Origin of the sequence: Vibrio owensii CAIM 1854 = LMG 25443 (assembly GCF_000817815.1) — a bacterium.
In the GTDB taxonomy this organism is placed as follows: domain Bacteria; phylum Pseudomonadota; class Gammaproteobacteria; order Enterobacterales; family Vibrionaceae; genus Vibrio; species Vibrio owensii.
On sequence record NZ_JPRD01000016.1, the window covers coordinates 66,331 to 90,537 of the forward strand.

The 24,207-nt window shown below is 45.7% G+C and carries 21 protein-coding genes; 7 read left to right on the forward strand and 14 right to left on the reverse strand.

From position 1 onward, the window contains the following. Positions 1–39 precede the first annotated feature (39 nt). From H735_RS11105 to add, 5 genes are all read left to right on the forward strand, one after another. Positions 40–621 (forward strand): DUF4124 domain-containing protein, encoded by a 582-nt coding sequence (locus tag H735_RS11105; protein ID WP_020195448.1) that lies wholly within the window; start codon positions 40–42, stop codon positions 619–621. Between the two features lie 130 nt (positions 622–751). Beyond that, positions 752–1,798 (forward strand): nitrogen regulation protein NR(II), encoded by a 1,047-nt coding sequence (gene glnL, locus H735_RS11110; protein ID WP_009707979.1) that lies wholly within the window; start codon positions 752–754, stop codon positions 1,796–1,798. Positions 1,799–1,858: 60 nt separating this feature from the next. After that, entirely contained in the window at positions 1,859–3,262 is a 1,404-nt protein-coding gene (gene glnG / locus H735_RS11115) for a nitrogen regulation protein NR(I) (RefSeq protein ID WP_009707980.1), read from the forward strand. 112 nt (positions 3,263–3,374) lie between these two features. Beyond that, on the forward strand, positions 3,375–5,921 hold the full coding sequence (gene gepA / locus H735_RS11120; protein WP_020195450.1) for a phosphodiesterase GepA: 2,547 nt from the start codon (positions 3,375–3,377) through the stop codon (positions 5,919–5,921). A 151-nt stretch (positions 5,922–6,072) separates the two neighbouring features. Continuing rightward, positions 6,073–7,077 (forward strand): adenosine deaminase, encoded by a 1,005-nt coding sequence (gene add, locus H735_RS11125; protein WP_020195451.1) that lies wholly within the window; start codon positions 6,073–6,075, stop codon positions 7,075–7,077. A gap of 68 nt (positions 7,078–7,145) precedes the next feature. On the opposite strand, the gene hemN is transcribed toward add, so the two are convergent. The 5 genes from hemN to H735_RS11150 all read right to left on the reverse strand — a co-directional run bounded on the left by hemN (position 7,146) and on the right by H735_RS11150 (position 11,802). Beyond that, complete coding sequence (hemN, locus tag H735_RS11130) at positions 7,146–8,537, reverse strand: oxygen-independent coproporphyrinogen III oxidase (RefSeq protein WP_020195452.1); 1,392 nt, start codon at positions 8,535–8,537, stop codon at positions 7,146–7,148. Positions 8,538–8,722: 185 nt separating this feature from the next. Beyond that, positions 8,723–9,211 (reverse strand): DUF2489 domain-containing protein, encoded by a 489-nt coding sequence (locus tag H735_RS11135; RefSeq protein ID WP_005434536.1) that lies wholly within the window; start codon positions 9,209–9,211, stop codon positions 8,723–8,725. A 7-nt stretch (positions 9,212–9,218) separates the two neighbouring features. Further along, a complete protein-coding gene (gene yihI, locus H735_RS11140) occupies positions 9,219–9,755 on the reverse strand; it encodes a Der GTPase-activating protein YihI (RefSeq protein ID WP_020195453.1) in 537 nt (178 codons plus the stop codon). Then, a complete protein-coding gene (locus H735_RS11145) occupies positions 9,755–10,393 on the reverse strand; it encodes a class I SAM-dependent methyltransferase (protein WP_027726639.1) in 639 nt (212 codons plus the stop codon). The genes yihI and H735_RS11145 overlap by 1 nt, the downstream gene beginning before the upstream one ends. Before the next feature lie 791 nt (positions 10,394–11,184). Beyond that, positions 11,185–11,802 carry a c-type cytochrome gene (locus H735_RS11150; RefSeq protein ID WP_005430024.1) on the reverse strand — a complete coding sequence of 206 codons (618 nt, stop codon included), beginning with the start codon at positions 11,800–11,802 and terminating at the stop codon, positions 11,185–11,187. Between the two features lie 159 nt (positions 11,803–11,961). Between H735_RS11150 and yihA the strand changes: the two genes are divergently transcribed. Continuing rightward, complete coding sequence (gene yihA / locus H735_RS11155; protein WP_009707987.1) at positions 11,962–12,621, forward strand: ribosome biogenesis GTP-binding protein YihA/YsxC; 660 nt, start codon at positions 11,962–11,964, stop codon at positions 12,619–12,621. Positions 12,622–13,137: 516 nt separating this feature from the next. Here yihA and spfP read toward each other — a convergent pair. The 4 genes from spfP to hemB all read right to left on the reverse strand — a co-directional run bounded on the left by spfP (position 13,138) and on the right by hemB (position 18,413). Continuing rightward, positions 13,138–13,185, reverse strand: coding sequence for a small protein SpfP (spfP, locus tag H735_RS32190; RefSeq protein WP_438356636.1), 48 nt, complete (start codon positions 13,183–13,185; stop codon positions 13,138–13,140). Between the two features lie 193 nt (positions 13,186–13,378). Beyond that, on the reverse strand, positions 13,379–16,171 hold the full coding sequence (gene polA / locus H735_RS11160) for a DNA polymerase I (RefSeq protein ID WP_020195455.1): 2,793 nt from the start codon (positions 16,169–16,171) through the stop codon (positions 13,379–13,381). A gap of 620 nt (positions 16,172–16,791) precedes the next feature. Then, entirely contained in the window at positions 16,792–17,226 is a 435-nt protein-coding gene (locus tag H735_RS11170) for a GNAT family N-acetyltransferase (protein WP_020195457.1), read from the reverse strand. 125 nt (positions 17,227–17,351) lie between these two features. Continuing rightward, on the reverse strand, positions 17,352–18,413 hold the full coding sequence (hemB, locus tag H735_RS11175) for a porphobilinogen synthase (protein WP_009707990.1): 1,062 nt from the start codon (positions 18,411–18,413) through the stop codon (positions 17,352–17,354). Positions 18,414–18,599: 186 nt separating this feature from the next. Between hemB and H735_RS11180 the strand changes: the two genes are divergently transcribed. Beyond that, the gene (locus H735_RS11180; RefSeq protein WP_020195458.1) at positions 18,600–19,364 is read left to right on the forward strand and encodes a TatD family hydrolase; all 765 of its coding nucleotides are present in this window, start codon (positions 18,600–18,602) and stop codon (positions 19,362–19,364) included. Positions 19,365–20,419: 1,055 nt separating this feature from the next. Here the strand turns inward: H735_RS11180 and tatC are convergent. From tatC to H735_RS11205, 5 genes are all read right to left on the reverse strand, one after another. Continuing rightward, complete coding sequence (gene tatC, locus H735_RS11185; RefSeq protein WP_005434551.1) at positions 20,420–21,172, reverse strand: twin-arginine translocase subunit TatC; 753 nt, start codon at positions 21,170–21,172, stop codon at positions 20,420–20,422. A 68-nt stretch (positions 21,173–21,240) separates the two neighbouring features. Beyond that, entirely contained in the window at positions 21,241–21,639 is a 399-nt protein-coding gene (gene tatB / locus H735_RS11190) for a Sec-independent protein translocase protein TatB (protein ID WP_005430029.1), read from the reverse strand. 3 nt (positions 21,640–21,642) lie between these two features. After that, positions 21,643–21,891: a Sec-independent protein translocase subunit TatA gene (gene tatA, locus H735_RS11195; protein ID WP_005429959.1), complete on the reverse strand. Its 249-nt coding sequence runs from the start codon at positions 21,889–21,891 to the stop codon at positions 21,643–21,645. 48 nt (positions 21,892–21,939) lie between these two features. Then, positions 21,940–23,574 carry a ubiquinone biosynthesis regulatory protein kinase UbiB gene (ubiB, locus tag H735_RS11200; protein WP_020195459.1) on the reverse strand — a complete coding sequence of 545 codons (1,635 nt, stop codon included), beginning with the start codon at positions 23,572–23,574 and terminating at the stop codon, positions 21,940–21,942. Next, a complete protein-coding gene (locus tag H735_RS11205) occupies positions 23,571–24,206 on the reverse strand; it encodes a ubiquinone biosynthesis accessory factor UbiJ (protein WP_020195460.1) in 636 nt (211 codons plus the stop codon). Before H735_RS11205 ends, ubiB begins: the two co-directional genes overlap by 4 nt. Position 24,207 lies beyond the last annotated feature (1 nt).

A 24,207-nucleotide genomic window follows, 5' to 3' on the forward strand; every position in this document is an offset into this window, starting at 1 on the left:
CACTCAAACGTGAAATCATCTATCAAAAGAAGGTGAGCAATGAAAGTTCAGCTTTTACCATCGCTATGCGCCTTAAGCGGCCTTTTAATGGCGTCCGCTGTCTCATCACAAGTTGCCTATACTTGGGTGGATAAAGACGGCGTTGTGCATTTTAGCGATACTCCAAACCAAGGCGCGAAAGCCATCTCTCTACCTAACCTTGAATCCAGTGCCCCAGCGCCAAGAGTGGAGAGTACCGAGTCTCTCGCCCCTCAAGCCAAAAACACATCAGAACCTCAAACTGATGAGAAACCAAAAGCAGACAAGCCTCTTCCGCTCTCGTTATCCATGCTGACACCGCAGCATGACGAAACCATTCGCAGCAACCCTGGCTCCATCAATATCCAACTCGAAGCCAACCGCAAGCTAGGCATTGGTGAACAATTGCAACTCTTCCTTGATGGCAAGCCATATGGGGCACCACAAAGCCGGTTAACTTGGCAATTGAATAACATCGACCGTGGAACTCACACCCTTGCGGTACAAGCTAAAAGAAGCGGCAAGCTTATTGCATCTACTAGCCCTATAACGGTGCATTTACATAGAGCGAGTATCAAGCCGACCGTTAAAGGGGCAAAGTAGAATATTAAGTGAGAAAAACCGCACTCTAACGGCGCTTTTTACTTTTTCTTCTAAGGTTTATTCGCCATACTTACGTTCTATTGCACCAATATAGTGCAGCGCACAATCACAACGCAAACAAGGACGTAATGTGGATACTAGTCTCTCCAGTGCCATTCTCAATAACATGGTGACAGCGACGCTAATTCTTGATGATGGATTAGCCGTGCGCTACGCCAACCCAGCGGCTGAACTCTTGTTCTCGCAAAGTGCTAAGCGCATTGTTGAGCAGTCGTTGTCTCAGTTGATTCAGCATGCATCATTGGATCTTGCGCTGCTCACTCAGCCATTGCAGAGTGGACAAAGCATCACAGACAGTGACGTAACCTTTGTCGTCGATGGCAGACCTTTGATGCTAGAAGTGACAGTCAGCCCTATCACATGGCAGAAACAGTTAATGCTGCTGGTTGAAATGCGTAAGATTGACCAACAACGCCGACTCACTCAAGAGCTTAATCAACATGCCCAACAGCAGGCGGCGAAGCTTTTGGTGCGTGGTTTGGCGCATGAAATCAAAAACCCACTTGGCGGTTTACGCGGCGCAGCACAGTTACTGGAGAAAATGCTGCCCGATCCTTCTTTGACGGAATACACCCACATCATTATTGAACAAGCCGACCGCTTGAGAGCATTAGTCGATCGCTTGCTAGGACCTCAAAAACCGGGCAAAAAGACCCAAGAGAACCTACACCAAGTGCTTGAAAAAGTGCGTCAATTGGTTGAGTTAGAGTCTCAGCATTCGGTTGTGATTGAGCGCGATTACGACCCGAGCTTGCCAGAGATTTTGATGGATGCTGACCAAATCGAGCAGGCGATGCTCAACATTGTTAGCAATGCGGCGCAAATCCTCTCTCACCAAGAGCATGGCAAAATAACCATACGCACCAGAACGGTGCATCAAGCCAATATTCATGGTCAGCGTTGCAAACTCGCGGCGCGCGTTGAGATCACCGACAACGGTCCGGGTATCCCGCCAGAACTACAAGACACGCTTTTCTATCCGATGGTCAGTGGCCGTGAGGGCGGAACAGGACTTGGCTTGTCTATTTCACAAAATTTGATCGACCAGCACAACGGCAAGATTGATGTCGAAAGCTGGCCGGGTCACACCACTTTTACAATTTATTTGCCAATCTGACTTGATTAAATGGCTTTTCGATTCGTCAGTTTTTAGGCTTTTGCTGCAAGGATTTATTACATGAGTAAAGGATATGTTTGGGTCGTCGATGACGACAGTTCGATTCGCTGGGTAATGGAGAAAACCCTCTCCTCTGCCAACATAAAATGCGAAACCTATGCGGACGGAGAAAGCGTGTTAATGGCGCTAGAGCGTGAAGTACCAGACGTTTTGGTCTCCGACATTCGCATGCCCGGTATCGATGGCTTGGAGCTACTAAAGCAAGTTCAGCGTGACTACCCTGACCTTCCCGTGATCATCATGACCGCGCATTCCGATTTGGATGCGGCGGTGAACGCTTACCAAAAGGGCGCTTTCGAATACCTGCCAAAGCCATTTGATATTGACGAGACTCTAACGCTTGTCGAGCGTGCGATAGCCCATAGCCAAGAGAACAAGCGCGAGCAGCTTCTACCAGATGATATTCCAACCGACACGCCTGAAATTATCGGTGAAGCCCCTGCGATGCAGGAAGTGTTTCGCGCCATCGGTCGTTTATCGCGTTCTTCGATTTCCGTTCTGATCAACGGTGAGTCCGGTACTGGTAAAGAGCTGGTTGCTCATGCCCTACACCGCCACAGCCCGCGCGCCAACAAACCTTTTATTGCCCTCAATATGGCCGCGATCCCAAAAGATTTGATTGAATCGGAGTTGTTTGGCCACGAGAAAGGCGCGTTTACTGGTGCGAATAGCGTCCGCCAAGGTCGTTTTGAGCAAGCCAATGGCGGCACCTTGTTTTTGGATGAAATCGGTGACATGCCACTGGATATCCAAACGCGTTTGTTACGTGTTTTGGCGGACGGTCAGTTCTATCGAGTCGGCGGCCACTCACCAATTCGCGTGGATGTTCGCATCGTGGCGGCTACCCACCAAAACTTAGAGAAACTGGTTCATGAAGGCGATTTCCGTGAGGATTTATTCCACCGTTTAAACGTCATTCGTGTGCAAATTCCAGCGCTTAGAGAACGTAAACAAGACATCGAAAAGCTGACGCAGCACTTCTTGGTTCGCGCTGCTGATGAACTTGGTGTCGAAACCAAAACACTGCACCCTTCTTCGGTCGAAATTCTTAACCGTCTCGATTGGCCGGGTAACGTACGTCAGTTAGAAAACATCTGTCGTTGGCTGACTGTGATGGCAAGCGGTAGCGAAGTCTTGCCAAGTGACTTGCCTGCAGAGCTGCTGGAAGAGAAGAAAATCGTCACCGAAGCCACCAGCGGCAGTTGGCAAGAACAATTAGCGGATTGGGCTCGCCATGCGCTAGAAGCTGGGGATAAAGAACTGCTTTCCTACGCTTTGCCAGAATTTGAACGCATTTTATTGGAAGCGGCGTTAGAACACACTAAAGGTCACAAGCAAGATGCCGCTAAAGTACTTGGATGGGGACGCAATACCCTAACCCGGAAATTAAAAGAATTGTACTGATCTCGAACGGTTACGAGTTTGACAAATGGTTATCAAGCGCACACTTTTTCGCTCGCTTGGTAACCTAAGTGTCAGTACAATTATGGTACGACACCCCTTATGTGACTAGGCAATGTCAAACGCGACAACTCAAATTACACTACGCACTGCTGTTCTCATCCCATTTGTGATGATTTTTTTGCTGGCTATCGGTGTGATTGTCTACGTCCAAAAACAGAGCTACGAAGAAGTCGTCACCGACATCAGTGACAAACAGCTTTCTGTCCTCACAGAGAGTGTTCACGACCACCTTAATGACTACCTGCGCAAGCCTTTCACTACCGTTAATGCTCTAGGGCATAACGTCAGTTATCACAACCTTTACCACCCAAACGACACCAAAGACGTTCAAGCTTATCTGCTTAGTGCCTTCAAAGACTTGTACCACTCGATGCCACAACTGGATGTGATTGCCTTTGGCTCAGAAACGGGGGACTTTACCGGCTTTCGACGTGAGTCAGCTGACGCCTATACCCTAATGGTGCAAGACCACCGAACCGATGGCAACTTAGTGATTTACGGCAGTGAAGAAATCAGTGACGATATTCGCACGGTTATTGCGTCGTATGACCCTCGCACTCGCCCTTGGTATCAGCCTGTTGCTCAAGATAAAAAGCCACATTGGTCACCAATTTACGCCAATGCAGACGAGCGCCAAGACATTACCCTATCTGCCATGACTCCGGTATTTGAGCAGGGTAAATTTGCTGGTGTGTTAGTAACCGATGTGCGCATTAATACCTTCAACCAGTTTCTACAAGAACTCAAACAAGAGACCAACGCCTCTGTTTACATCATGGACCAAGCACATCGCTTAGTCGCTCATTCAGGGCAAGGCAGCGTGATCTCATGGGGAACAAAGTTTTCAGACAAAGGACAGCGCCTGTTAGCAGAAGAAAGCATCGACCCGATTATTCAAATGAGCGCTGCACGTGTAAGTGGACAATCACTCACTTACAGCGACCAACCCTACACATTCGAATTCGATTTTAATGGCCAACGTACCTTTAGCCGCATCACACCGTACTACGATGCCAATGGCTTAACTTGGTTTATTGGCACTTCAATCTCAGAAACAGAGCTACTCGGTACGCTTCCAAAAAGCCAACAAAAAAGTTGGATAGTCGGCTTTTTAGTCAGCTTATTTGGCATCGTTATTAGCATGCTGATATTCAATCGGGTTACTCGCCCGATCAATGCCACTGCAACCGCCGCACAGCATTTAGCCAAAGGGGATTGGGATAGCACCATGCCTAAGCCGGGCTACGTGTACGAAACCACCGTCCTGGTACAAGCCTTTAATGAAATGAAGGGAAATCTAAAAGCCTCATTTAAAGCGCTACGTGAACAGCTTGAATTTGATTCTCTTACCCGCTTATACAGTCGCCAAGGTTTGATAGAAGTGAGCGAAACGTTGACTCACTCGGGCCAAGGTAGTTTGTATCTTATTGGGATCAACAAATTTAGGGATATCAACGACAGTATCGGCCATCACAACGGCGATCAGTTGCTAATTCATATTGCAGAGCGACTCAAACAGCAACTTCATGACGAAGCGACACTCGCTCGAATTGGTGGTGATGAATTTGCGGTATTCATGCCAACGACACACTCAGATGAAGACATCAGTTTAATGGAGCGACGCTTACAACAGCTGCTGGCAGCCCCATTCATGCTTGATGGTGAAACAGTGGTCATCAAGATTTCTGTTGGTGTCGTTCGCACACAACCAGAGCAAACCATGTCGCTATGGTTGCGTAACGCCAGTATTGCGCTCAGCTATGCCAAACAGGATTCCCGTACCAGCGTTTGCCATTACAGTCCTGAGATGGCGAGTGCTTCTAAGTTCAGAACTCAGATGCTGGCGAAGATCCAGACGGGTATTGATAACCGAGAGTTTGTGCCTTTCTATCAGCCGATCATTGACCTCGCGACGGGCAATATATGCGGAGCAGAAGCTTTGGCACGCTGGCACAGTGAGTCTGGCATGATTTCACCACTCGACTTCATCCCTATCGCAGAAGAAAGCGGCATGATCAAAACCATTGGTCAGCAAATCCTTTTCCAAGCTTGTAGTGACACTCGTAAAGCCATCGACAGTAAACAATGGCCGCAAGACTTCCAACTGCACGTGAATGTGTCAGTTCATCAGCTGTCGAGCCCTAACTTCGTCGAGTCCGTTGCGAAAGTTCTGCACACAACTGGCCTTTCAGCAAACAACGTGACGTTAGAGATTACCGAGTCGCGCATCATCGACAGCGCACCAACAACGTTGGATAACCTTCTCAAACTAAGAGAGATGGGACTGGGTATTGCGATTGATGACTTCGGCACAGGTTACTCGTCATTAGCTTACTTACATGCGTTGCCGTTTACCTGCTTGAAGATAGATCGCACCTTCATTAATCGCCTTACCAAAGAGAACCTCGACAGCTCTGTGGTTGCGGCGATCATCAACATTACCAAGGGCATGAAGACTAACGTTGTGGCAGAAGGGGTAGAAACCGCTGCGCAAGCACAATTGCTCAGCTCGCTTGGATGCAATCAAGTGCAAGGCTTCTATTACAGCCGTCCTATGCCGATGGAAGAGTGGCCAACACATTTGGTTAACATGAAGTAGAAAACAACGGAAATCGTTGAATTCCTAGTCATCCTCTACTGACAATCTACCTAACTGTTATTTATACTTAACTGCAAATCTTCCCCATGTATTGTCATTGATAATGTTTGGGCTGAGTTCCTGTTCACAACAAACAACCCGGATCGACATAATGATAACTAAGAATCTTCCCCTAACTGATTTGCACCGTCACCTTGACGGTAACATTCGTACTAAGACTATTCTTGAGCTTGGTCAGCAATTTGGTATTGCTCTACCTGCTTACGATATCGAATCGCTAACACCACACGTTCAAATTGTTGAAGCTGAGCCATCTCTTGTAGCCTTCCTTTCTAAGCTTGATTGGGGTGTGGCGGTACTGGGCGATCTAGACTCATGTCGCCGCGTTGCTTACGAAAACGTAGAAGACGCACTGAACGCGCAAATCGACTACGCCGAACTTCGCTTCTCACCTTACTACATGGCAATGAAACATAAACTGCCAGTGGCAGGCGTTGTGGAAGCCGTGGTTGATGGCGTGCAAGCGGGTATGCGCGACTTCGGTATCAAGGCAAACCTAATCGGTATCATGAGCCGTACTTTCGGTACTGATGCTTGTCAGCAAGAGCTAGATGCAATCCTTAGCCAAAAAGACCACATGGTCGCTGTTGACCTAGCTGGTGATGAGCTTGGCCAACCGGGTGATCGTTTTGTTTCTCACTTCAAGCAAGTGCGCGACGCAGGTCTGAATGTGACCGTCCACGCTGGTGAAGCGGCGGGTGCAGAAAGCATGTGGCAAGCGATCCAAGAACTTGGTGCAACACGTATCGGTCACGGCGTGAAAGCAATTCACGACCCTAAACTGATGGACTACCTTGCAGAAAATCGCATTGGTATTGAGTCGTGTCTAACGTCTAACTTCCAAACTAGCACGGTTGAGTCATTGGCAAACCACCCACTGAAACAGTTCCTAGATCACGGTGTACTTGCGTGTCTAAACACAGACGATCCAGCTGTGGAAGGTATTGAACTGCCTTATGAATACGAAGTAGCTGCACCAGCAGCAGGGCTGACTCAAGAACAGATTCGCCAAGCACAAATCAACGGCCTAGACATCGCTTTCCTATCAGACGCAGAAAAAACTGAGCTGAAAGAAAAAGTGAAAGATCGCGTTTAATTGCCACGAAAGACATAAAAAATGCCAGCATCTGCTGGCATTTTTTGCATTCGAAATCTAATGAAAGATTAGATAACGCGAGAAAACTGCTGCTGACGCGCTTTCGCTCGTAGGTACTTATCGAAACACATACAGATGTTGCGAATAAGAAGGCGGCCACGCAGGGTAACGCGAATTTCGCTGTCATCCACTTCTACCAACTGATCATTGATGAAGGTTTGCAGTAGACCTAAGTCTTCTTTGAAGTATTGATCGAACTTCACGCCGAACTCAGACTCAATCGCTGTCTTATCCAGCTTGAAGTTGCAGATAAGCTGTTTGATCACTTCACGACGCAACAAATCATCCGCATCCAGTGATACGCCTTTCCACAATGCATGGCGAGATTCATTCACTTGTGCGTAGTATTTCTTCAACTCTTTTTGGTTTTGTGCGTACGCATCACCAATCATTGAAATCGCAGAAACGCCAAAGCCTACCAAGTCACATTCACCTTGCGTCGTGTAGCCTTGGAAGTTGCGATGCAAAATACCTTCACGCTGAGCCACAGCAAGCTCATCATCTGGCATTGCAAAGTGGTCCATGCCGATGAACTGGTAACCAGCGCCTGTTAGCGTTGCGATGGTGTCTTGCAGAATAGCCATCTTCTCTTCCGCTTTTGGCAAATCGTCGTCTTTAATCTTACGCTGCGCAGCGAACAATTGCGGCATGTGTGCGTAGTTAAACACAGACAAACGACCCGGTTGCATTGCTAGCACTTGCTCTAATGTTTTCGCAAAAGACGCCTTAGTTTGTTTCGGCAAGCCGTAAATCAAATCAAGGTTAGTCGAGCGGAAGCCAAGCTCCTTCGCACGAGCTACCATGGCAAAGATAAATTCTTCATCTTGCTCACGGTTCACAAGCTGCTGAACTTCTTTGTTGAAGTCCTGCACACCAATGCTCAGACGGTTGAAGCCTTCACCACGAAGGTGATCCAGCATGGTTAGCTCAATTTCACGAGGGTCAACTTCAATACTGATTTCCGCATCCGCACTAAAGGTGAACTCTTGGCGTAGCAAGTCCATCACACGTGTGATTTGTTTTTCAGATAGGAAAGTTGGTGTACCACCACCAAAATGCAATTGAGTCACAGTGCGCTCACCCAATAACGAAGCGCGTTGGCGAATCTCGTGCTCAAGCACATCTAGGTATTCGTCTGCTTTGTGCGAATGGCGAGTAATGACTTTATTACAGCCACAGTAGTAGCAAAGCTTATGACAGAACGGAATGTGAACGTACAGAGATAGCGGGCGTTCTGGGTAATGAGTGCATGCCATATCGTAGTCCGAGATGGTAAACGCTTCATGAAATTCCAGCGCAGTCGGGTACGACGTGTAGCGCGGACCAGAGTAGTTGTACTTATCCAACACCGCTTGATCCCAGACGATTTGCTGTTTCGATTCAGTATGTTGATTCGACATGGTGGTACTTTCCGTTAAATGCTAGGGAGACGTATATCGCCACCCGATATTCAGAAACCGCTATTTTGCCATACGACGATGGCAACTACGGTAGCCGTTGGCGGCTTTTTAAGTATAAAACCAAAGAAGTGCTAGCGTGATCACGATACCCCCAATGGTGATAAGGAAACCATCAGGGGTACGAATTAGATCATCTGAATATTGATTTGGTTATTCAGTGGCTGGACGTTTTTTTGCAACACTTTGAGTTCTTCTATGATCGCATCCGTTAAGCGCTGCTCCGCTTTATGGCGATCTAAGTTTTGTTGCATACGCTCTTTCTTAGCAAGGTTCTGACGGTCTTCACCGCGCGCCATATCTTTCACAACATGATACAGCTCAGAAATCGCAGGGTATGTTTTATCAAAATCAACACGGTCTTCACCCTGAACATAGTCCATGATGTTGTAAACACGGATACTGATTTCAGACAAATCACACTGACCTTGGATACCTGCCTGACATAAGGTATGCACGTTCTCAAAAATGTTGGCGTTACGTTTATCGATCGCCAATTTTTTGTGCTTCAGCTGCAATTCCTTTTGCTTTTTCAATTGAAGCAGAAGGTAACCTGCATAAGAAGCCAGCGCGATAATGATCACTGCACCTGCAATCGCTAATAAGGTTACGTTCATGAGTTACTTATCCTTTGTAATCGTCGAAGTTGATGTCATCGAAGTCTGCTAGCAGGTCATCGTCGTTACGAGTACCTTTAGGAGCGGTAAAGTCTTCCTCTTCTTCCGGCTCAAGCAGACCCAGTTGGTCCATCAGTTTTTCGATACGATCTAGCTTCTCATCTACGTATTTTTGTAGACCTGTGCCTAGGTTCTCACCCGCTTCAATGCGATCCAACAACACGTTCAATTGCGCATCGTTTTCTAGCATCTCTAGCTCTTGTGCAGCTGATAGACGACGCTCTTGCTTCGTTTGCTTCTTCACAGGCTCAACGATCAGAGGAATCTTCTTCTTACTACCCAAACGCGGATCGCGATTTTGTGCAGCAGATTGCTTCTTCTGTTCGTTTACTTCTGAGTTACGGTTACCGGTCTTCAAGCCTTTACGCTTTTTAGCGCGCTTGCGCAGACGGCCTTGAACGTCAGATTCTGTACGGTTACGAGTTACAACAAACTCAGGTGCGCCAGCGGCACCTGGCTTTCTAGATTTTTTACTACGGCTCATTACTGGGCTTTCCTCAGTAAAATTACATCATTACCAATAAATTCGAGTTCGAGCTTATCCCGCTCAGCTAGGAACTGGAACGTTTCACGGCTAAAGAACACCACATGAGTTGGATCGTTCTTGTAGTGCCATGATTGAAAGGCTTCAACATCGATGACCATTTTCGTCATCAGGCCTATCCAGCCACCTGGCTTAACTAAATTCAACCATTGCTTCCACACCATATCAGGGTGGTAGAGGTGTTCGATCACCTCTGTTGCTGTCATGAAGTCATACTGCCTTTCTAGCACCGATGTATCAGGGTGATAGTAAAGATCATACAACGCCATGTTGTGCCCCGCCTCTTCTAACATTAATGAAAGCGTTGGGCCTGGACCACAACCAAAGTCGATTCCGTTCGATTGTGGTGAAATTCGCTCTGCGATTGGGTCAGCAATTCGCGACAAAAAATGTCGATATCCCATATCTTCGGGATTGTTCTCATGCAGATCATAGTGAGCTTTTTCAGTTTCCGCATCCAAACGTTGGTCTGGATTGACGAATACCAAACTGCACTGCTCACACTGAAGATACTCGCGTCGCTTGTCTTCAAAAAATTGGTGAGTGCGCTGATTCTGGCATAAAGGACAGGTGTGCATGCTGACTTCCTCAAACAGGGATGCGAAACATACCAGAAAGTGGACACAGATTGGAGTGTTGTTGGATACTTTTTCAGCAGTTTTTGTTAAAAAACTTTGATTGGCAAAAATGAATATAAAAAAAGCGACAGTGAGACTGTCGCTTTCTGAATGCCACCAATAAGTGGCGAAACTGTGTTGCACACATCTGGTGCACCAAGAATCCTTTTGTTTTTCGAGCTTTCCCTGCCAAAAAGTGTTGTTCTTCATCGTCCTGATGAGTTTTGGCTATCCTTTCACTTCCTGTTGACTGAGCTACTTCCTGAAGCCTGATCCGTTCCGCTGTCTTAACCGTTAGACTAGATGACCATCCATATCTGATAGGCTCCTTGCCTATCTAAGTCCCTTTTCCGACTACCAAACGTCCTTCGTTTGCGTCCTTGGAGACCTTATATCCATGGTCTAAATTCCTGTGATTCACTCCTTGTGAACAGCTTCTACTTTACGGATTGGATAAAAACCAACAAGTCATTGAAAGAAATTATTGATAGGATTTTTTCTCCAAAAATAATTAACTATTTTTATCAATAACTTAAAAACAAAGGGAGAGATAGTATCGACCAAGTATGGCAAATGTCTCACAAAGCACCGAGCTAACTATCTCTTCATACCCAAAAACCATGTGTGATTGATATCACTAATAAATAGGTATTAAGAAAATAAGACCGTGATTAATTAAGGTCACTAACAAAAATGCCCCAGCGAAAACGCTAGGGCATATTTGTGTAACTGTGCTCGAACTTTGTAGGGGTTTAGTGCAGACCGCCAACGTATTTCGACAGAACTTCGATGTCTTCGTCTGTCATTTTCTTCGCGATGTCACGCATCATGGCATTCATGTCGTTACCACGGTTACCATCACGGAACTTTTCTAGCTGAGCTTTGATGTAGTCAGAGTGCTGACCAGAAATTTTAGGGAAACCTGAAAGCTCAGTGCCGTTACCACGAGGGCCGTGACATGCGATACATGCGGTTAGACCGCGCTCTGCATCACCAGCGGTGTACAATACTTTACCTTTCTCAACAACGTCTTCTGGTGTTGAGCTCTCTGAGATAGGTAGAGAGGCGTAGTATGCAGATAGATCAGCGATGTCTTCATCGCTCAGTGGCATTGCCATACCACTCATTACAGGGTCGTAACGACCTTGTTTACCACCACTAGTCATACCTAGTTTTAGATCTTTTAACTGCTTCTCAAGATACTTAGCGTGTTGGCCTGCAAGTTTCGGGTACATTGCGATTGCACTGTTACCGTCCGCTCCGTGACAGGCGACACAAGTTTGTGATTTTGCTTTACCAGCTTCAATATTACCTTGGGCCCATACTGAGCAACTGGCTAAAAGACTCAAAATTAGCGCTAATTTCTTCATGACATTCCATTATAATTATCAAGCTTCCAGTACCACGGAATGTGAACATACCGCGTACACTCATGGTACAATAGGCGACCTTATGCCGAGCACGGTTATTTTACACAATTTCACAAAAAAGTAATCAATCGACTACACAAAGTCGAGATGGAGTTAACAGTGAGCGTAAAAATTCATTACCAAAACACGCATTTCATCACCAGCGCACCCGATATTCGTCACTTACCTGAGGACGAAGGTGTCGAAATTGCGTTTGCAGGACGCTCAAACGCTGGTAAATCGAGTGCACTTAACCGTCTTACTAACCAAAAAAGCTTAGCGAAGACATCAAAGACCCCAGGTCGCACTCAGTTGATCAACCTTTTCAAAGTGGAAGAAGGTTGTCACATTGTCGATTTGCCAGGATATGGCTTCGCTCAAGTACCGATTGAGATGAAGAACAAATGGCAAAAATCATTAGGTGAATACCTACAGAAACGCGAGTGCCTAAAAGGCTTGGTGGTTCTGATGGATATCCGTCACCCAATGAAAGATCTCGACCAACAAATGATTTTCTGGGCGATCGACAGCCGCATCCCTGTTCAAGTTCTTCTGACTAAAGCAGACAAACTGAAAAGCGGTGCTCGCAAACAAACGCTACTGAAAATCCGCAAACAAGTAGAAACTTTTGGTGGTGACGTATCGGTTGATGTGTTCTCTTCACTAAAAGGTCTAGGCGTAGATCAGCTACGTGCCAAACTCGACACGTGGTTTGCACCAGCATTTGCGCACTTGCTTGAAGAAGACGAGCAAGACGCTCACGAGAGCGGCGAAGAATAATTAACAAAATTTGTTAAATTTTTTCGACACAGCCCTACCTTTTGGTGGGGCTTTTGTTTATCCGTCACCCAAAACCGTGAATTTCAGGCAATAAAAATCCCCACCTTCCTGGCAGGGATAACGGGAGAGAAAAATTGGTAATTATTGTTATGTGGCGAAGCATTACTGAACTGAGATTCGATTTCAATAGGTTAAAAAGCAATCTTATTTCCTGCCCACCGACAAACCGTTCCTTCCAAACCTATCAATAGCTTTAATATTCAGACAGTTAAGTTAAACAAAGCATCAAAAAGACGTAACTTAGTTTCTTTCAAGAAAAAATAATAGTGTGACTGGCGTAAATTTACAGCATGAATAACGCAATAAATTTGAAGGAAAAATCGAGATTTTGCAGTGACTTAGAGATGTCAAAAGAGAAGATTTTTGAAGACTTAGTTTAACTTACTGTTCCAAAAGAAAAATTTTCTTTCGCCCAATAAAAAACGCCCCAGTCAAAAACTGACTGGGGCGGCTGAATCAGCCTAATCCAATAACGTGAAACAAAAGGTCTGAAAGATAGAACATCTTACCTCTGTACCCTACGAGAGATAATGTACAACAATTGGTCAGATTTGCAAAGAACTTTTGTAGTTTTTTTTCATGAAAGTTTTATTAAGCAACATTAAATCTAAGATGTGATTTGCTTTTTTAATGACACAAAAAAGCCAGCGTTTGTGCGCTGGCTCATACTAAATAGGCTAAATTGACTTAAAAATGACTAGTGTGCTTGATCCCAGTTGTCACCATGACCCGCTTCCGCCACTAGAGGCACTTTCAGTTCTGCTGCAGATTCCATCAAATTCTGTACTTTACTTTCAATTTCGGACAAAGACGACTCTTCAACTTCAAACACCAGTTCATCGTGTACTTGCATCAGAAGTTTCACTCGACCGTTGCCTTCTTCTTGAATCCACTGATCAACCAGTAACATCGCCTTCTTGATAATGTCCGCTGCGGTGCCTTGCATCGGTGCGTTGATCGCTGCACGTTCTGCCGCTTTACGACGCATCCCGTTACGAGATTGAATTTCAGGAAGGTGCAAGCGACGACCAAAGATGGTCTCGACGAAGCCTTGCTCTGAAGCCGCACTGCGCGTGTCTTCCATGTACTGCATCACGCCTGGGTAGCGCTCGAAGTACTTGTCCATGTAGGCTTGTGCTTCACCACGAGGAATACCCAGTTGCTTCGCCAAACCAAACGCACTCATGCCGTAGATTAGACCGAAGTTAACCGCTTTCGCACGGCGACGTTGCTCACTTGAAACGTCTTCAATAGAAACGCCCATGATTTCTGCTGCGGTTGCCGCGTGGATATCTTTGCCATCACGGAACGCATCAAGCAGCGCTTGGTCACCTGATAGGTGCGCCATAATACGTAATTCAATCTGAGAGTAGTCGACTGCCAGAATCTTATAACCCGTAGGGGCAACGAATGCCTGACGAATACGACGACCTTCTTCATTACGAATTGGGATGTTCTGCAAGTTAGGATCGGTTGAAGATAGACGACCCGTTGCAGTCACCGCTTGGTGGTAAGAAGTATGCACACGACCCGTTGATGGGTTGATCATCTTCGGTAGTTTGTCGGTGTACGTTGATTTTAGCTTCGCCAGACCACGGTATTCCAAAATCAGTTTTGGTAGTGGGTAATCCAGAGCCAGCTCTTGCAGCACTTCTTCATTAGTCGAAGGTGTGCCTGATGGCGTCTTCTTGATAACTGGTAGACCCATTTTTTCAAACAGAAGTGCTTGCAGCTGCTTCGGTGAGTTCATATTGAACTCTTGTTCTGCAATCTCATAGGCTTTCTGCTCAAGCTCGTCCAGACGTGCAGCAATTTCTACAGATTGCGCGCTAAGCTTCATGTCATCAATCAATACACCAGTACGTTCAATGCGAGACAGCACAGGCACGAGAGGCATTTCGATTTCTTCGTATACGGTTTTTAGCTTTTCATCTTGCTCGATGTTAGCAAACAAACGGTTATGTAGACGAAGTGTCACGTCTGCATCTTCTGCAGCATATGGTGAAGCTTCATCCAGATCGATTTGGTTGAAGGTCAGTTGGTTTTTACCTTTACCTGCGATTTGCTCGAATGAAATGCAGCTGTGCTGTAGGAAGCGCAGTGCCAAGCTATCCATATCGTGCTTGCCGCCTACACTGTTGTAGACGTAAGACGCTAACATGGTGTCGTGCTTGATGCCTTTCATCTCGATACCGTAGCGAGCCAGCACAGACGCATCGTATTTTAGGTTTTGACCGACTTTAGCCTGAGCATCATCTTCAAGAATCGGTTTAAGCTGTTCTAGCACCCAATCACGATCCAGCTGCTGAGGCGCATCTAGGTAGTCATGAGCCACTGGTACATAAGCCGCAATGCCTTCATCAGTTGCAAATGACAAACCAACCAAGTTTGCCACCATGTAATCTAGGCTGTCAGTTTCGGTATCAAACGCAAATAATTCAGATGCTTTTAGTTTGTCTAACCAAGCATTAAATGAAGCTTCATCTAGGATGGTTTCGTATTGGCTACGGTCGATTTTTACTGCTGAGGTGTCCATATCTGCTTTAGATGAAGCAGAACCTCCACGCGCTGCGCCGGTTGATTCATCCGCTTCAACTACACCTGTACCGCCTTCTAATAGCTCATTCAACCAAGACTTGAACGTCAACTGACCGTACAGTTTGATCAGTTCATCTGTGCTTGGTTCTGCTTTTAGCAATGATTCTGGCGTCTCTTCCAGTTCCACATCCAGCTTGATGGTGGCAAGCTCGTAAGACAGCATTGCGTTGTCTTTGTTATCGACTAGCTTCTTAGCCATGGTTTTTGAACCACGGAAGCCAAGCGCAGCGATATCGTCGAGGTTTTCATACAGCTTTGTCAGGCCGCCAATACCTTGTAGCAAAGCAGTTGCCGTTTTATCACCCACACCCGGAACGCCAGGAATGTTATCGACTTTATCGCCCATCAACGCTAGGTAGTCGATGATCAATTCTGGTGGGATACCAAACTTCTCAACCACACCTTCACGATCCATCACGACGTTGGTCATGGTGTTGATCAACGTAACGTTATCATCCACCAACTGCGCCATATCTTTATCGCCAGTACTGATCAAAACAGGCATGCCTTGTTGCGATGCTTGATAAGCCAGAGTACCAATCACGTCATCGGCTTCTACGCCTGGAATACAGATCAATGGCAGACCCATCGCACGAATAACGTTATGCAGAGGTTCAATCTGGCAACGAAGATCGTCCGGCATTGGTGGACGATTCGCTTTGTATTCCGGGTACATATCGTCACGGAAGGTTTTACCCTTCGCATCGAAAACCACTGCGATACGATCGGAAGCAAACTGACGCATCATGCTGCGTAACATGTTCACTACACCGTAAACTGCGTTAGTTGGAATTTCACCGTTACTCATCGTGCCTGGGTAAGCGTGAAAAGCGCGATATAGGTAAGAAGAGCCGTCGATCAGAATCAACGGATTTTCAGGAATACTTGCCATAATTGTCTGTATCCAAATCAGTACTTAATAGATCTGCTTAGAATGCCATGACTGCTGATCCGAATCTATCTTGTTCGCTCGATCGAGGTCGCGGAAATTTTCCGATGTTATTCACGAAATTTGCACCTTCTTGTGGATAACTCTGTTTATAGAAATTATCCACTGGTTATCCAACGGAAATGAAACCTTCAAACCACAACCATAAGATACTGTTATTAAAGAAAATAAATACCAACAGGTGAGAAGATCAACGATCCTAAAATGATCATGACATGTGGAAAAGTTGCCAAGAGAGGCGTCAATTAGAAATCTCAGAAAAGAAAAAAGCGACCCAATTGGGTCGCCTAGCAGAAGTGGTGAAGCTATTTCCATTTGTATGGCAGCTTTACCAAGAAGCTATAAATTACACTGGAAGCAATGTGAGCAATGTCGTGTCAAAAAGAATTCGTGCAAGTTCTGGGGAAAATGTTTCATTACCTTCTCAACACTCAGTTAATAAACCGCAGTTAATTAGCAATTCAACGTCCTTGTGAACTTTCTTCATTCCCTAAGACAGGTTTAATAATAATGATTCTCATTTGACAGTCAACACCTAAATGAGAAAAAATCTCATTTATTTTTTATAGTGCCTTAATGAAGTGCACACGAGACTCACGTAGGTTCGGTTTTTCTTCAAACTTTTCAATGATGTATTCATTTCTTAGCAACAAGCGAAGCATGGCTGGAAATTGGTTACGAGATTTCACTTTTAACGTTTTGTAGCCTTGCTCAGCGACCCAATCTTCTTGTGCTTCCAATAACATCTGCGCCACACCCTCATTACGCGCTTCTGGGGCCACGCCACCAAACCAGCTGTAGAAGGTGTAATCATCTAATTCGTAGCCAATTTTAAAACCAAGGATCGCCCCAGCTTTCTCAGCCACTAAGATTAGGCTCTTATTCTCTCCAAGGCGCTCAGCCATGGATTCAACCGTCTCACCACGTGCAAACTCAGTAACACGAGCCACCACTTGGATCGCTTCTTCCAGCGTGCCTTCACGAATCAGCATTGTCATTGTCTTACTCTCCAGAAATAAATATACCCAAGTAACTTCAAGCCGTGTGTATTCCGTCTTGAGGTTACTTGGGTATATTCAGACCGACAACAATTGTCGGTCTGGTTTTTCTCATTGAGCGATAATTACTCGTCTGTCGCTTCTTGAGTCTTTACTAGGTGCTCAGCAGTTTGTGCGTTTTCTTCTGCTAACCACTCTGCCACATCTTTCGCGAAGTAAGTCAGGATGCCATCCGCGCCTGCACGTTTGAAGCAAAGCAGAGATTCCATCACGGTCTCGCGCTCTTTTAACCAACCATTCATGATGGCTGCTTTATGCATCGCGTACTCACCAGAAACTTGGTAAGCGAACGTTGGAACTTGAAGCTCAGTCTTAACACGACGAACCACATCAAGGTAAGGCATACCTGGCTTAACCATCACCATGTCTGCGCCTTCATTGATATCAAGAGCCACTTCATGTAGCGCTTCATCTGTGTTCGCAGGGTCCATTTGGTAGTTTTTCTTGTTGCCGCCTTTTAGGTTCGCTGATGAACCAACTGCATCACGGAATGGACCGTAGTAGTTTGATGCGTACTTCGCAGAGTAAGCCATGATTTGAGTATGGATGTGACCCGCTTCTTCTAGTGCTTCACGGATTTTACCGATACGACCATCCATCATGTCTGATGGTGCAACCACGTCTGCGCCCGCTTCTGCGTGAGACAGCGCTTGTTTTACAAGTACTTCAGTTGTCTCATCATTCATCACGTAGCCATCTTCATCGATGATGCCATCTTGGCCGTGAGTAGTGAACGGGTCGAGTGCCACATCTGTGATCACACCGATTTGAGGCACGTGCTCTTTTAATGCACGTACTGCGCGCTGAACCAAACCTTCTGGGTTGTATGCTTCAGCAGCACATAAGCTTTTAGCGTCTTGGTTTACGACAGGGAAAAGCGCGATTGCTGGTACGCCTAGGTTTGCTAGGTATTGTGCTTCTTCTAGCATTAAATCAATCGACAAACGTTCTACACCCGGCATCGATTCAACACTTTCACGACGATCTTTACCCATCAGAATGAACATTGGGTAAATTAAATCGTTTACTGAAACTTGGTTTTCAGCCATCAGACGACGACTAAAATCGTGCTTACGCATACGACGCATACGGCGTGCAGGGAATGGACCTTGAATTGATACAGACACCACTTTCTCCTTGTCTGGAAGGTTACGATGATCAAATCATCTGGTGGCAAAATCATATCACTCTTGATGCACCTTGCGAGCAGCAATATGGAAAAACGGCATGAAAAAAACCGAAAATGACCCCGCACTCACACTCAAGTATACTTCTCACTAATTCCATACACCGATGAACCATAGAGACCAACCATGATCGATACTCACGCTCATATTTACGCTAGCGAATTTGATAACGACCGCGACGAGGTAGTGAAGCGCGCTTTAGAACAAGGCATTGATAGAATCCTGCTGCCGAACATCGATCTTGAGTCTATTGAGCCAATGCTAAAAACTGAAGCAGCTTACCCTGAGGTTTGTCGTTCGATGATGGGTCTGCATCCGTGTTACGTCGATGGCAATGTCGAGCAAACACTGGAAATCATCCGCGGCTGGTTTGAAAAGCATAACTTCATTGCAGTGGGTGAAATCGGTATCGATCTGTACTGGGATAAAACTTTCCGCGCAGAACAAGAGATGGCGTTTGTGACTCAGTTGAACTGGGCAAAAGAGATGAATTTACCTGTCGTTATCCACACTCGTGACTCAATTGAAGAAACGCTGACTTTACTTCGTCAAGAACAAGACGGCAGCTTACGTGGTGTATTCCACTGTTTTGGTGGCAGTGTAGAAGAAGCGCAAGCAATCAATGAGCTAGGCTTCCACTTAGGTCTGGGTGGTGTCTCTACATTTAAAAATGGTGGTATGGATAAGGTTATCCCACATCTGGACATGAGTTGGGTGATTCTAGAAACAGACTGCCCTTACCTTGCGCCAGTACCGCATCGTGGGAAACGTAACGAACCAGCTTACACTTCTTTAGTGGCGGCGCGCGTGGCGGAACTGCGTGGGGAAAGCGTTGAAATGATTGATGCTCTAACGACCAAAAACGCAGAAACGCTGTTTAACTTAGACTAAGATCTGCACTTATATAAGTTACAATCAAACATTCTCTTATATTTCATAGCATTATATTTGAAAGTATAAATAACGTGCTATTGAGATGTAACTCCTGCCCTTCTTAAAATATTGCCCACACATTCGACAAGGTGGGCAATCAATGAATACTTGCCAACATGGTATTTACTTAAAACGTCAAAAACGCACTCTAGTGCAAAAGCTTATGGGCATCAAAGAGCTCTACGTGTGCACTAAATGCGGATATATCATTAAAGTGAAGTAACAACGAGACAATGGTTCAGAATTGTTATGTAAATTAGTGACAAACAAGACACTTACACAAAAACATAATGAACATCGCATACGTTAAGAGAGAGTCTTAACAAATTCCTCAGTCTCGTAAACAAGACAAAATCTTTACCTATACTTGCTCACGCATACTCATAAAAATGAATATGGAAGTCATATAATGTGTGAACATGGAATCTACCTAAAACGTCGGCAACGAACTTTTCTAGAAAAAATCTTAGGCATTAAGGAAGTATATGTCTGCTCTAAATGTGGGCATGTCCTTAAGCTGAGATAATTGGCTCAGTCCAATCCAACCGCAATAAGGCGACTCTTCATGGGTCGCCTTTCCCGCTCTCTCACACCTTCAATAATTACAAGTCGTTACACAGTCAAACTCACTCCACCTAACAACCTTTCAACTCGTTTCAAACGTGCACCATACTTCCACTCAAGTTAATTAGAACTTTATTCTGTTAAATGTGATCGTATTGATTTGGTAGATAACCTACTGAATCGCATATAGAAGCCTCATTTAACATTGGAACTAACATCACATAAAGTTTCCCAAGTAAACAACAATAAAAATAGGGATATGTATGTGCAAACATGGGGGTTACTTACAACGTCGTCAGCGCAGGCTTTGGGAGAAATTATTGGGGTTTAAAGAGGTGTATGTTTGCTCACGATGCGGATACATAAAGCGCGTGAGATAACTTGGCTAGGTTTTAAAAACACAAAAAAAGCGGCTAACAAAGCCGCTTTTCTATAGTACGAAGCAAAAGTTACTCTTCAGCTTCCGTCTCTTCTGCTTCATCTTTACGTGTGTAGAAACGAGCGAAGAACAAACCCACCTCAAACAGCAAACACATCGGGATTGCCAGTAGAGTTTGCGAGATCATATCCGGCGGCGTGAGTAACATACCGACAATAAACGCACACACGATGATGTATGGACGCTTCTCTTTCAGATCTTGTGGTGTGGTCGCGCCAGTCCAACATAGCAAGATGATCGCCACAGGTACTTCAAACGCAATACCAAACGCCATAAACAGCGCCAGTACAAAGTCGAGGTAACTTGAGATGTCGGTTGCGAACTCTACCCCACCAAGAGAGATAGCAGTAAAGAAACCAAACACCAGTGGGAATACCACGAAGTAAGCAAACGCCACACCGCAGTAGAACAACAATGAGCTAGAGAATAGCAATGGCATGATCAATCGACGTTCATGCTTGTACAAACCTGGCGCTACAAAGGCCCATACTTGGTACAAGATAAACGGCACCGCAATAAACACCGAAGCAATCAAGGTTAGCTTCAAAGGTGTGAAAAACGGTGAAGCCACATCAGTTGCGATCATCGTTGCACCTTCAGGTAGGCGTTCTACCAAAGGTGCTGAAACAAACTCATAAATGTGGTTAGAGAAGTAAATTAGTCCAACAAACACCACCAGTACTGCAGCAATGGCTTTGAGCAGTCGGTTGCGAAGTTCTAATAAATGACTAATTAAAGGTTGTGTCTGCTCGACGGTAGACATGGCAAACCTCTTTTTTAAAACCTGATCAAAAAGGAGCTACCAATCACTAGTAGCTCCTCCTAATGAGACTATTCGGCTTTCTTATCTGCCGCTGTAACCTTAATCTCTTCCGCTTTCTCAACGGTTTCAGTCGCAGGCGCCTCTTGTTTAGGCTCCGCTTCTGATTTGGTTGGTTCCGCGTAAGGGCGGTTTACAGATTGCGCCGCTTTCTTCAACTCTTCGACCGAAGATTTCAGCTCAGGAGACAGATCATCCATCCCCATTTGCTCAGCTTTGCGCAAGTTTTCTTGCAGTTCTTGAACTTTCAGCTCGTGTGACAACTCGTCTTTGACGCTATTTGCCATACTCTTCGCTGCTCCGACAAAACGAGAGACACTGCGGATGGCATGTGGCAAACGCTCTGGACCAAGAACAACCAGACCAACAACAGATATTAATACCAGTTCCCAAAAACCGATATCAAACACGTTTTACGCCTGCTCTTTGTCTTTTTTCGATTCAGGAGCTGCTTCTTTCTTTTGCTGCTCTTCTAGACTTTTTGGCTCGAAGTCTGCGTCTTTGTCGTCTTTCTTCGCAGGCTCATCTTCGCTCATTGCTTTTTTGAAGCCCTTAACGGCACCACCCAGATCGCCACCGATACCGCGTAGTTTCTTAGTTCCGAATAGCAATACAACAATTACAGCAATGATTAGAAGTTGCCAAACACTGATACCACCCATTCTTTTTACCTCGGGTCTTTAAACAAAATTATTTCAAGAGTTTAACGTCTATCGACGATAAGCTCGCCAACTAAACAACCAAAATGTGACCCCTGCGATACCGCTAGCGATCGATAGCTGCTCATAAGCGTTATCCACCAATATTGCCGAGCATACGACTAAAGTGGCTCCAACGCCAAATAAAAACTTTCCTGTCGCCTGCTGACGCTTGCTGTGACGGTAACCTTGATAAAGCTGATCCATGCGTTGATTCATGGCTTTACCTTGTTTAAGGCTATCGTAAAGCAGCTCCGGCAGTTCCGGTAACTTCTCTGCCCAAAACGGTGCACGGTCTTTAATGGCATTCACTAAAGCTTGCGGACCGACTTGGTTCATCATCCATTCTTCAAGGAAAGGTTTCGCGGTCTCCCACAAATCTAGTTGCGGGTATAACTGGCGACCCAGTCCTTCGACGTACAACAGCGTTTTTTGTAGCAATACAAGCTGCGGCTGCACTTCCATATTGAATCGACGCGCAGTGTTAAATAGGTTCAACAGTACGTGACCGAAAGAGATTTCACACAGTGGTTTAGCAAAGATTGGCTCACACACAATGCGAATCGCAAATTCAAATTCATCGACATTGGTATCGGCAGGTACCCACCCCGAATCAACGTGCAATTCCGCTACGCGGCGGTAGTCACGATTGAAGAAAGCGAGGAAGTTTTCCGCCAGATAGCGTTTGTCTTCACTATTAAGTGTACCAACGATCCCGCAATCCAGCCCAATCCACATCGGATTCTCTGGATGCTCCGGTTTAACGAACACGTTGCCCGGGTGCATGTCGGCATGGAAAAAGCTGTCTCGGAACACCTGAGTGAAGAACACACTCACACCGCGTTCCGCGAGCAATTTCATATTGGTGCCATTAGCTTCCAAGCCTTCAATATCAGAGACTTGGATGCCATATATTCGCTCAGAAACCATGACAGTTTCATTACTAAAGTCAGGAAAAACTTCTGGTACGTAAAGCTCTTCACTGCCTTCGAAGTTGCGACGCAGTTGAATCGCGTTCGCCGCTTCACGACGCAAATCGAGCTCATCAAGTAAGGTTTTTTCGTACTCGCGAACCACTTCAACTGGTTTCAAACGACGTGCTTCAGGCATCGCTCCGGCGACTATACGCGCCATTCGGTGCATCAGTTTTAGATCTGAATCAATGACCGGACGAATATCTGGACGGATGACCTTTAATACCACTTCTTGGTTAGTGTCTTTTAATCGCGCTGTATGCACCTGAGCAATCGACGCAGACGCTAACGGTTTGATATCAAATTCAGTAAACCAGTTTTCTAATGGACCGCCCAGAGCGAGTTCCATTTGTTCTTTCGCTAACTGCCCATCAAATGGCGCAACTTGGTCTTGCAAAAGCGCAAGAGGATCAGCGATATGCGGAGGGAAAAGGTCGCGACGAGTCGACATCATCTGACCGAACTTAATCCAAACCGGACCAAGTTCTTGTAGAGCGAGACGAAGGCGTTCACCCAGCGGTTTTTCTGGGTGCTTGTTCTTCATCCAGAATAGGCTTTTGCGCATCAAAAGCGGCGCTTTGGTCAGTTGATGATCGGGCAACAACTCATCCAAGCCATATTCCAGCTGAACTTTAATGATGTGGTATAAGCGCTTTATTTCTGCTGGCGTCATGAGTTCTCCAGCGCAGGCTTATCCGAATCGAACTTTTTTAGTAATGCGTTTAGACGCGCTTCAACGCGAGAGGCTTGGCTACGAACGTCATCCACTTGGTCACAGAAGTGGGCAATTTCTAGCGGTGCTGGCGCCAGTTTCCACTCTTCTGTTACCACTTGAGCAAGATGACGCTGGTGTTTTTCTGCTTGAGAAGCAAAGAAACCGCCGACGTTCTTGGTACCTTGCACAAAAGTATGAGCCACGACATCACCTGTCACGCGAGACAGCCACTCTTCGATATCGGGTTTGCAATCCACCATCAATTGAGAGAATTTCTGTGCCAATTGAATGTCACCTTCAAGCTCAAGTTTATCTTGCTTGATAAGGCGAGTGATGTTGGCTTGATCGCGTAGCTCCGGCAGTACGCTTAGATTCAGCGACAGATAACAATCTGGCTGACCTTCGTAATTACCCAAAACATCAATTTGCTGGCTAAAGATGAACGTCAGTGTCTTATTGATTTCTTTCAGATGAATTTGAATCACCTGACCTTTAAGACGTGACAAACGACGACCCAATTCAGGATCGTCTTTAATCAGCGTATTTAGCGTCGTTTCAATAACGGCAGTGATAAGAGGTTCAAATGGCATA

What these genes read in the sequence shown, in the direction of transcription:
- glnG (WP_009707980.1), top strand. Translation starts at nt 1,859, where the DNA reads ATGAGTAAAGGATATGTTTGGGTCGTCGATGACGACAGTTCGATTCGC.
- tatA (WP_005429959.1), bottom strand. Translation starts at nt 21,891, where the DNA reads ATGGGTGGTATCAGTGTTTGGCAACTTCTAATCATTGCTGTAATTGTT.
- ubiB (WP_020195459.1), bottom strand. Translation starts at nt 23,574, where the DNA reads ATGACGCCAGCAGAAATAAAGCGCTTATACCACATCATTAAAGTTCAG.
- add (WP_020195451.1), top strand. Translation starts at nt 6,073, where the DNA reads ATGATAACTAAGAATCTTCCCCTAACTGATTTGCACCGTCACCTTGAC.
- H735_RS11135 (WP_005434536.1), bottom strand. Translation starts at nt 9,211, where the DNA reads ATGAACGTAACCTTATTAGCGATTGCAGGTGCAGTGATCATTATCGCG.
- H735_RS11150 (WP_005430024.1), bottom strand. Translation starts at nt 11,802, where the DNA reads ATGAAGAAATTAGCGCTAATTTTGAGTCTTTTAGCCAGTTGCTCAGTA.
- H735_RS11170 (WP_020195457.1), bottom strand. Translation starts at nt 17,226, where the DNA reads ATGACAATGCTGATTCGTGAAGGCACGCTGGAAGAAGCGATCCAAGTG.
- H735_RS11105 (WP_020195448.1), top strand. Translation starts at nt 40, where the DNA reads ATGAAAGTTCAGCTTTTACCATCGCTATGCGCCTTAAGCGGCCTTTTA.
- tatC (WP_005434551.1), bottom strand. Translation starts at nt 21,172, where the DNA reads ATGTCTACCGTCGAGCAGACACAACCTTTAATTAGTCATTTATTAGAA.
- H735_RS11145 (WP_027726639.1), bottom strand. Translation starts at nt 10,393, where the DNA reads ATGCACACCTGTCCTTTATGCCAGAATCAGCGCACTCACCAATTTTTT.
- hemN (WP_020195452.1), bottom strand. Translation starts at nt 8,537, where the DNA reads ATGTCGAATCAACATACTGAATCGAAACAGCAAATCGTCTGGGATCAA.
- yihI (WP_020195453.1), bottom strand. Translation starts at nt 9,755, where the DNA reads ATGAGCCGTAGTAAAAAATCTAGAAAGCCAGGTGCCGCTGGCGCACCT.
- polA (WP_020195455.1), bottom strand. Translation starts at nt 16,171, where the DNA reads ATGGCAAGTATTCCTGAAAATCCGTTGATTCTGATCGACGGCTCTTCT.
- H735_RS11180 (WP_020195458.1), top strand. Translation starts at nt 18,600, where the DNA reads ATGATCGATACTCACGCTCATATTTACGCTAGCGAATTTGATAACGAC.
- H735_RS11205 (WP_020195460.1), bottom strand. Translation starts at nt 24,206, where the DNA reads ATGCCATTTGAACCTCTTATCACTGCCGTTATTGAAACGACGCTAAAT.
- gepA (WP_020195450.1), top strand. Translation starts at nt 3,375, where the DNA reads ATGTCAAACGCGACAACTCAAATTACACTACGCACTGCTGTTCTCATC.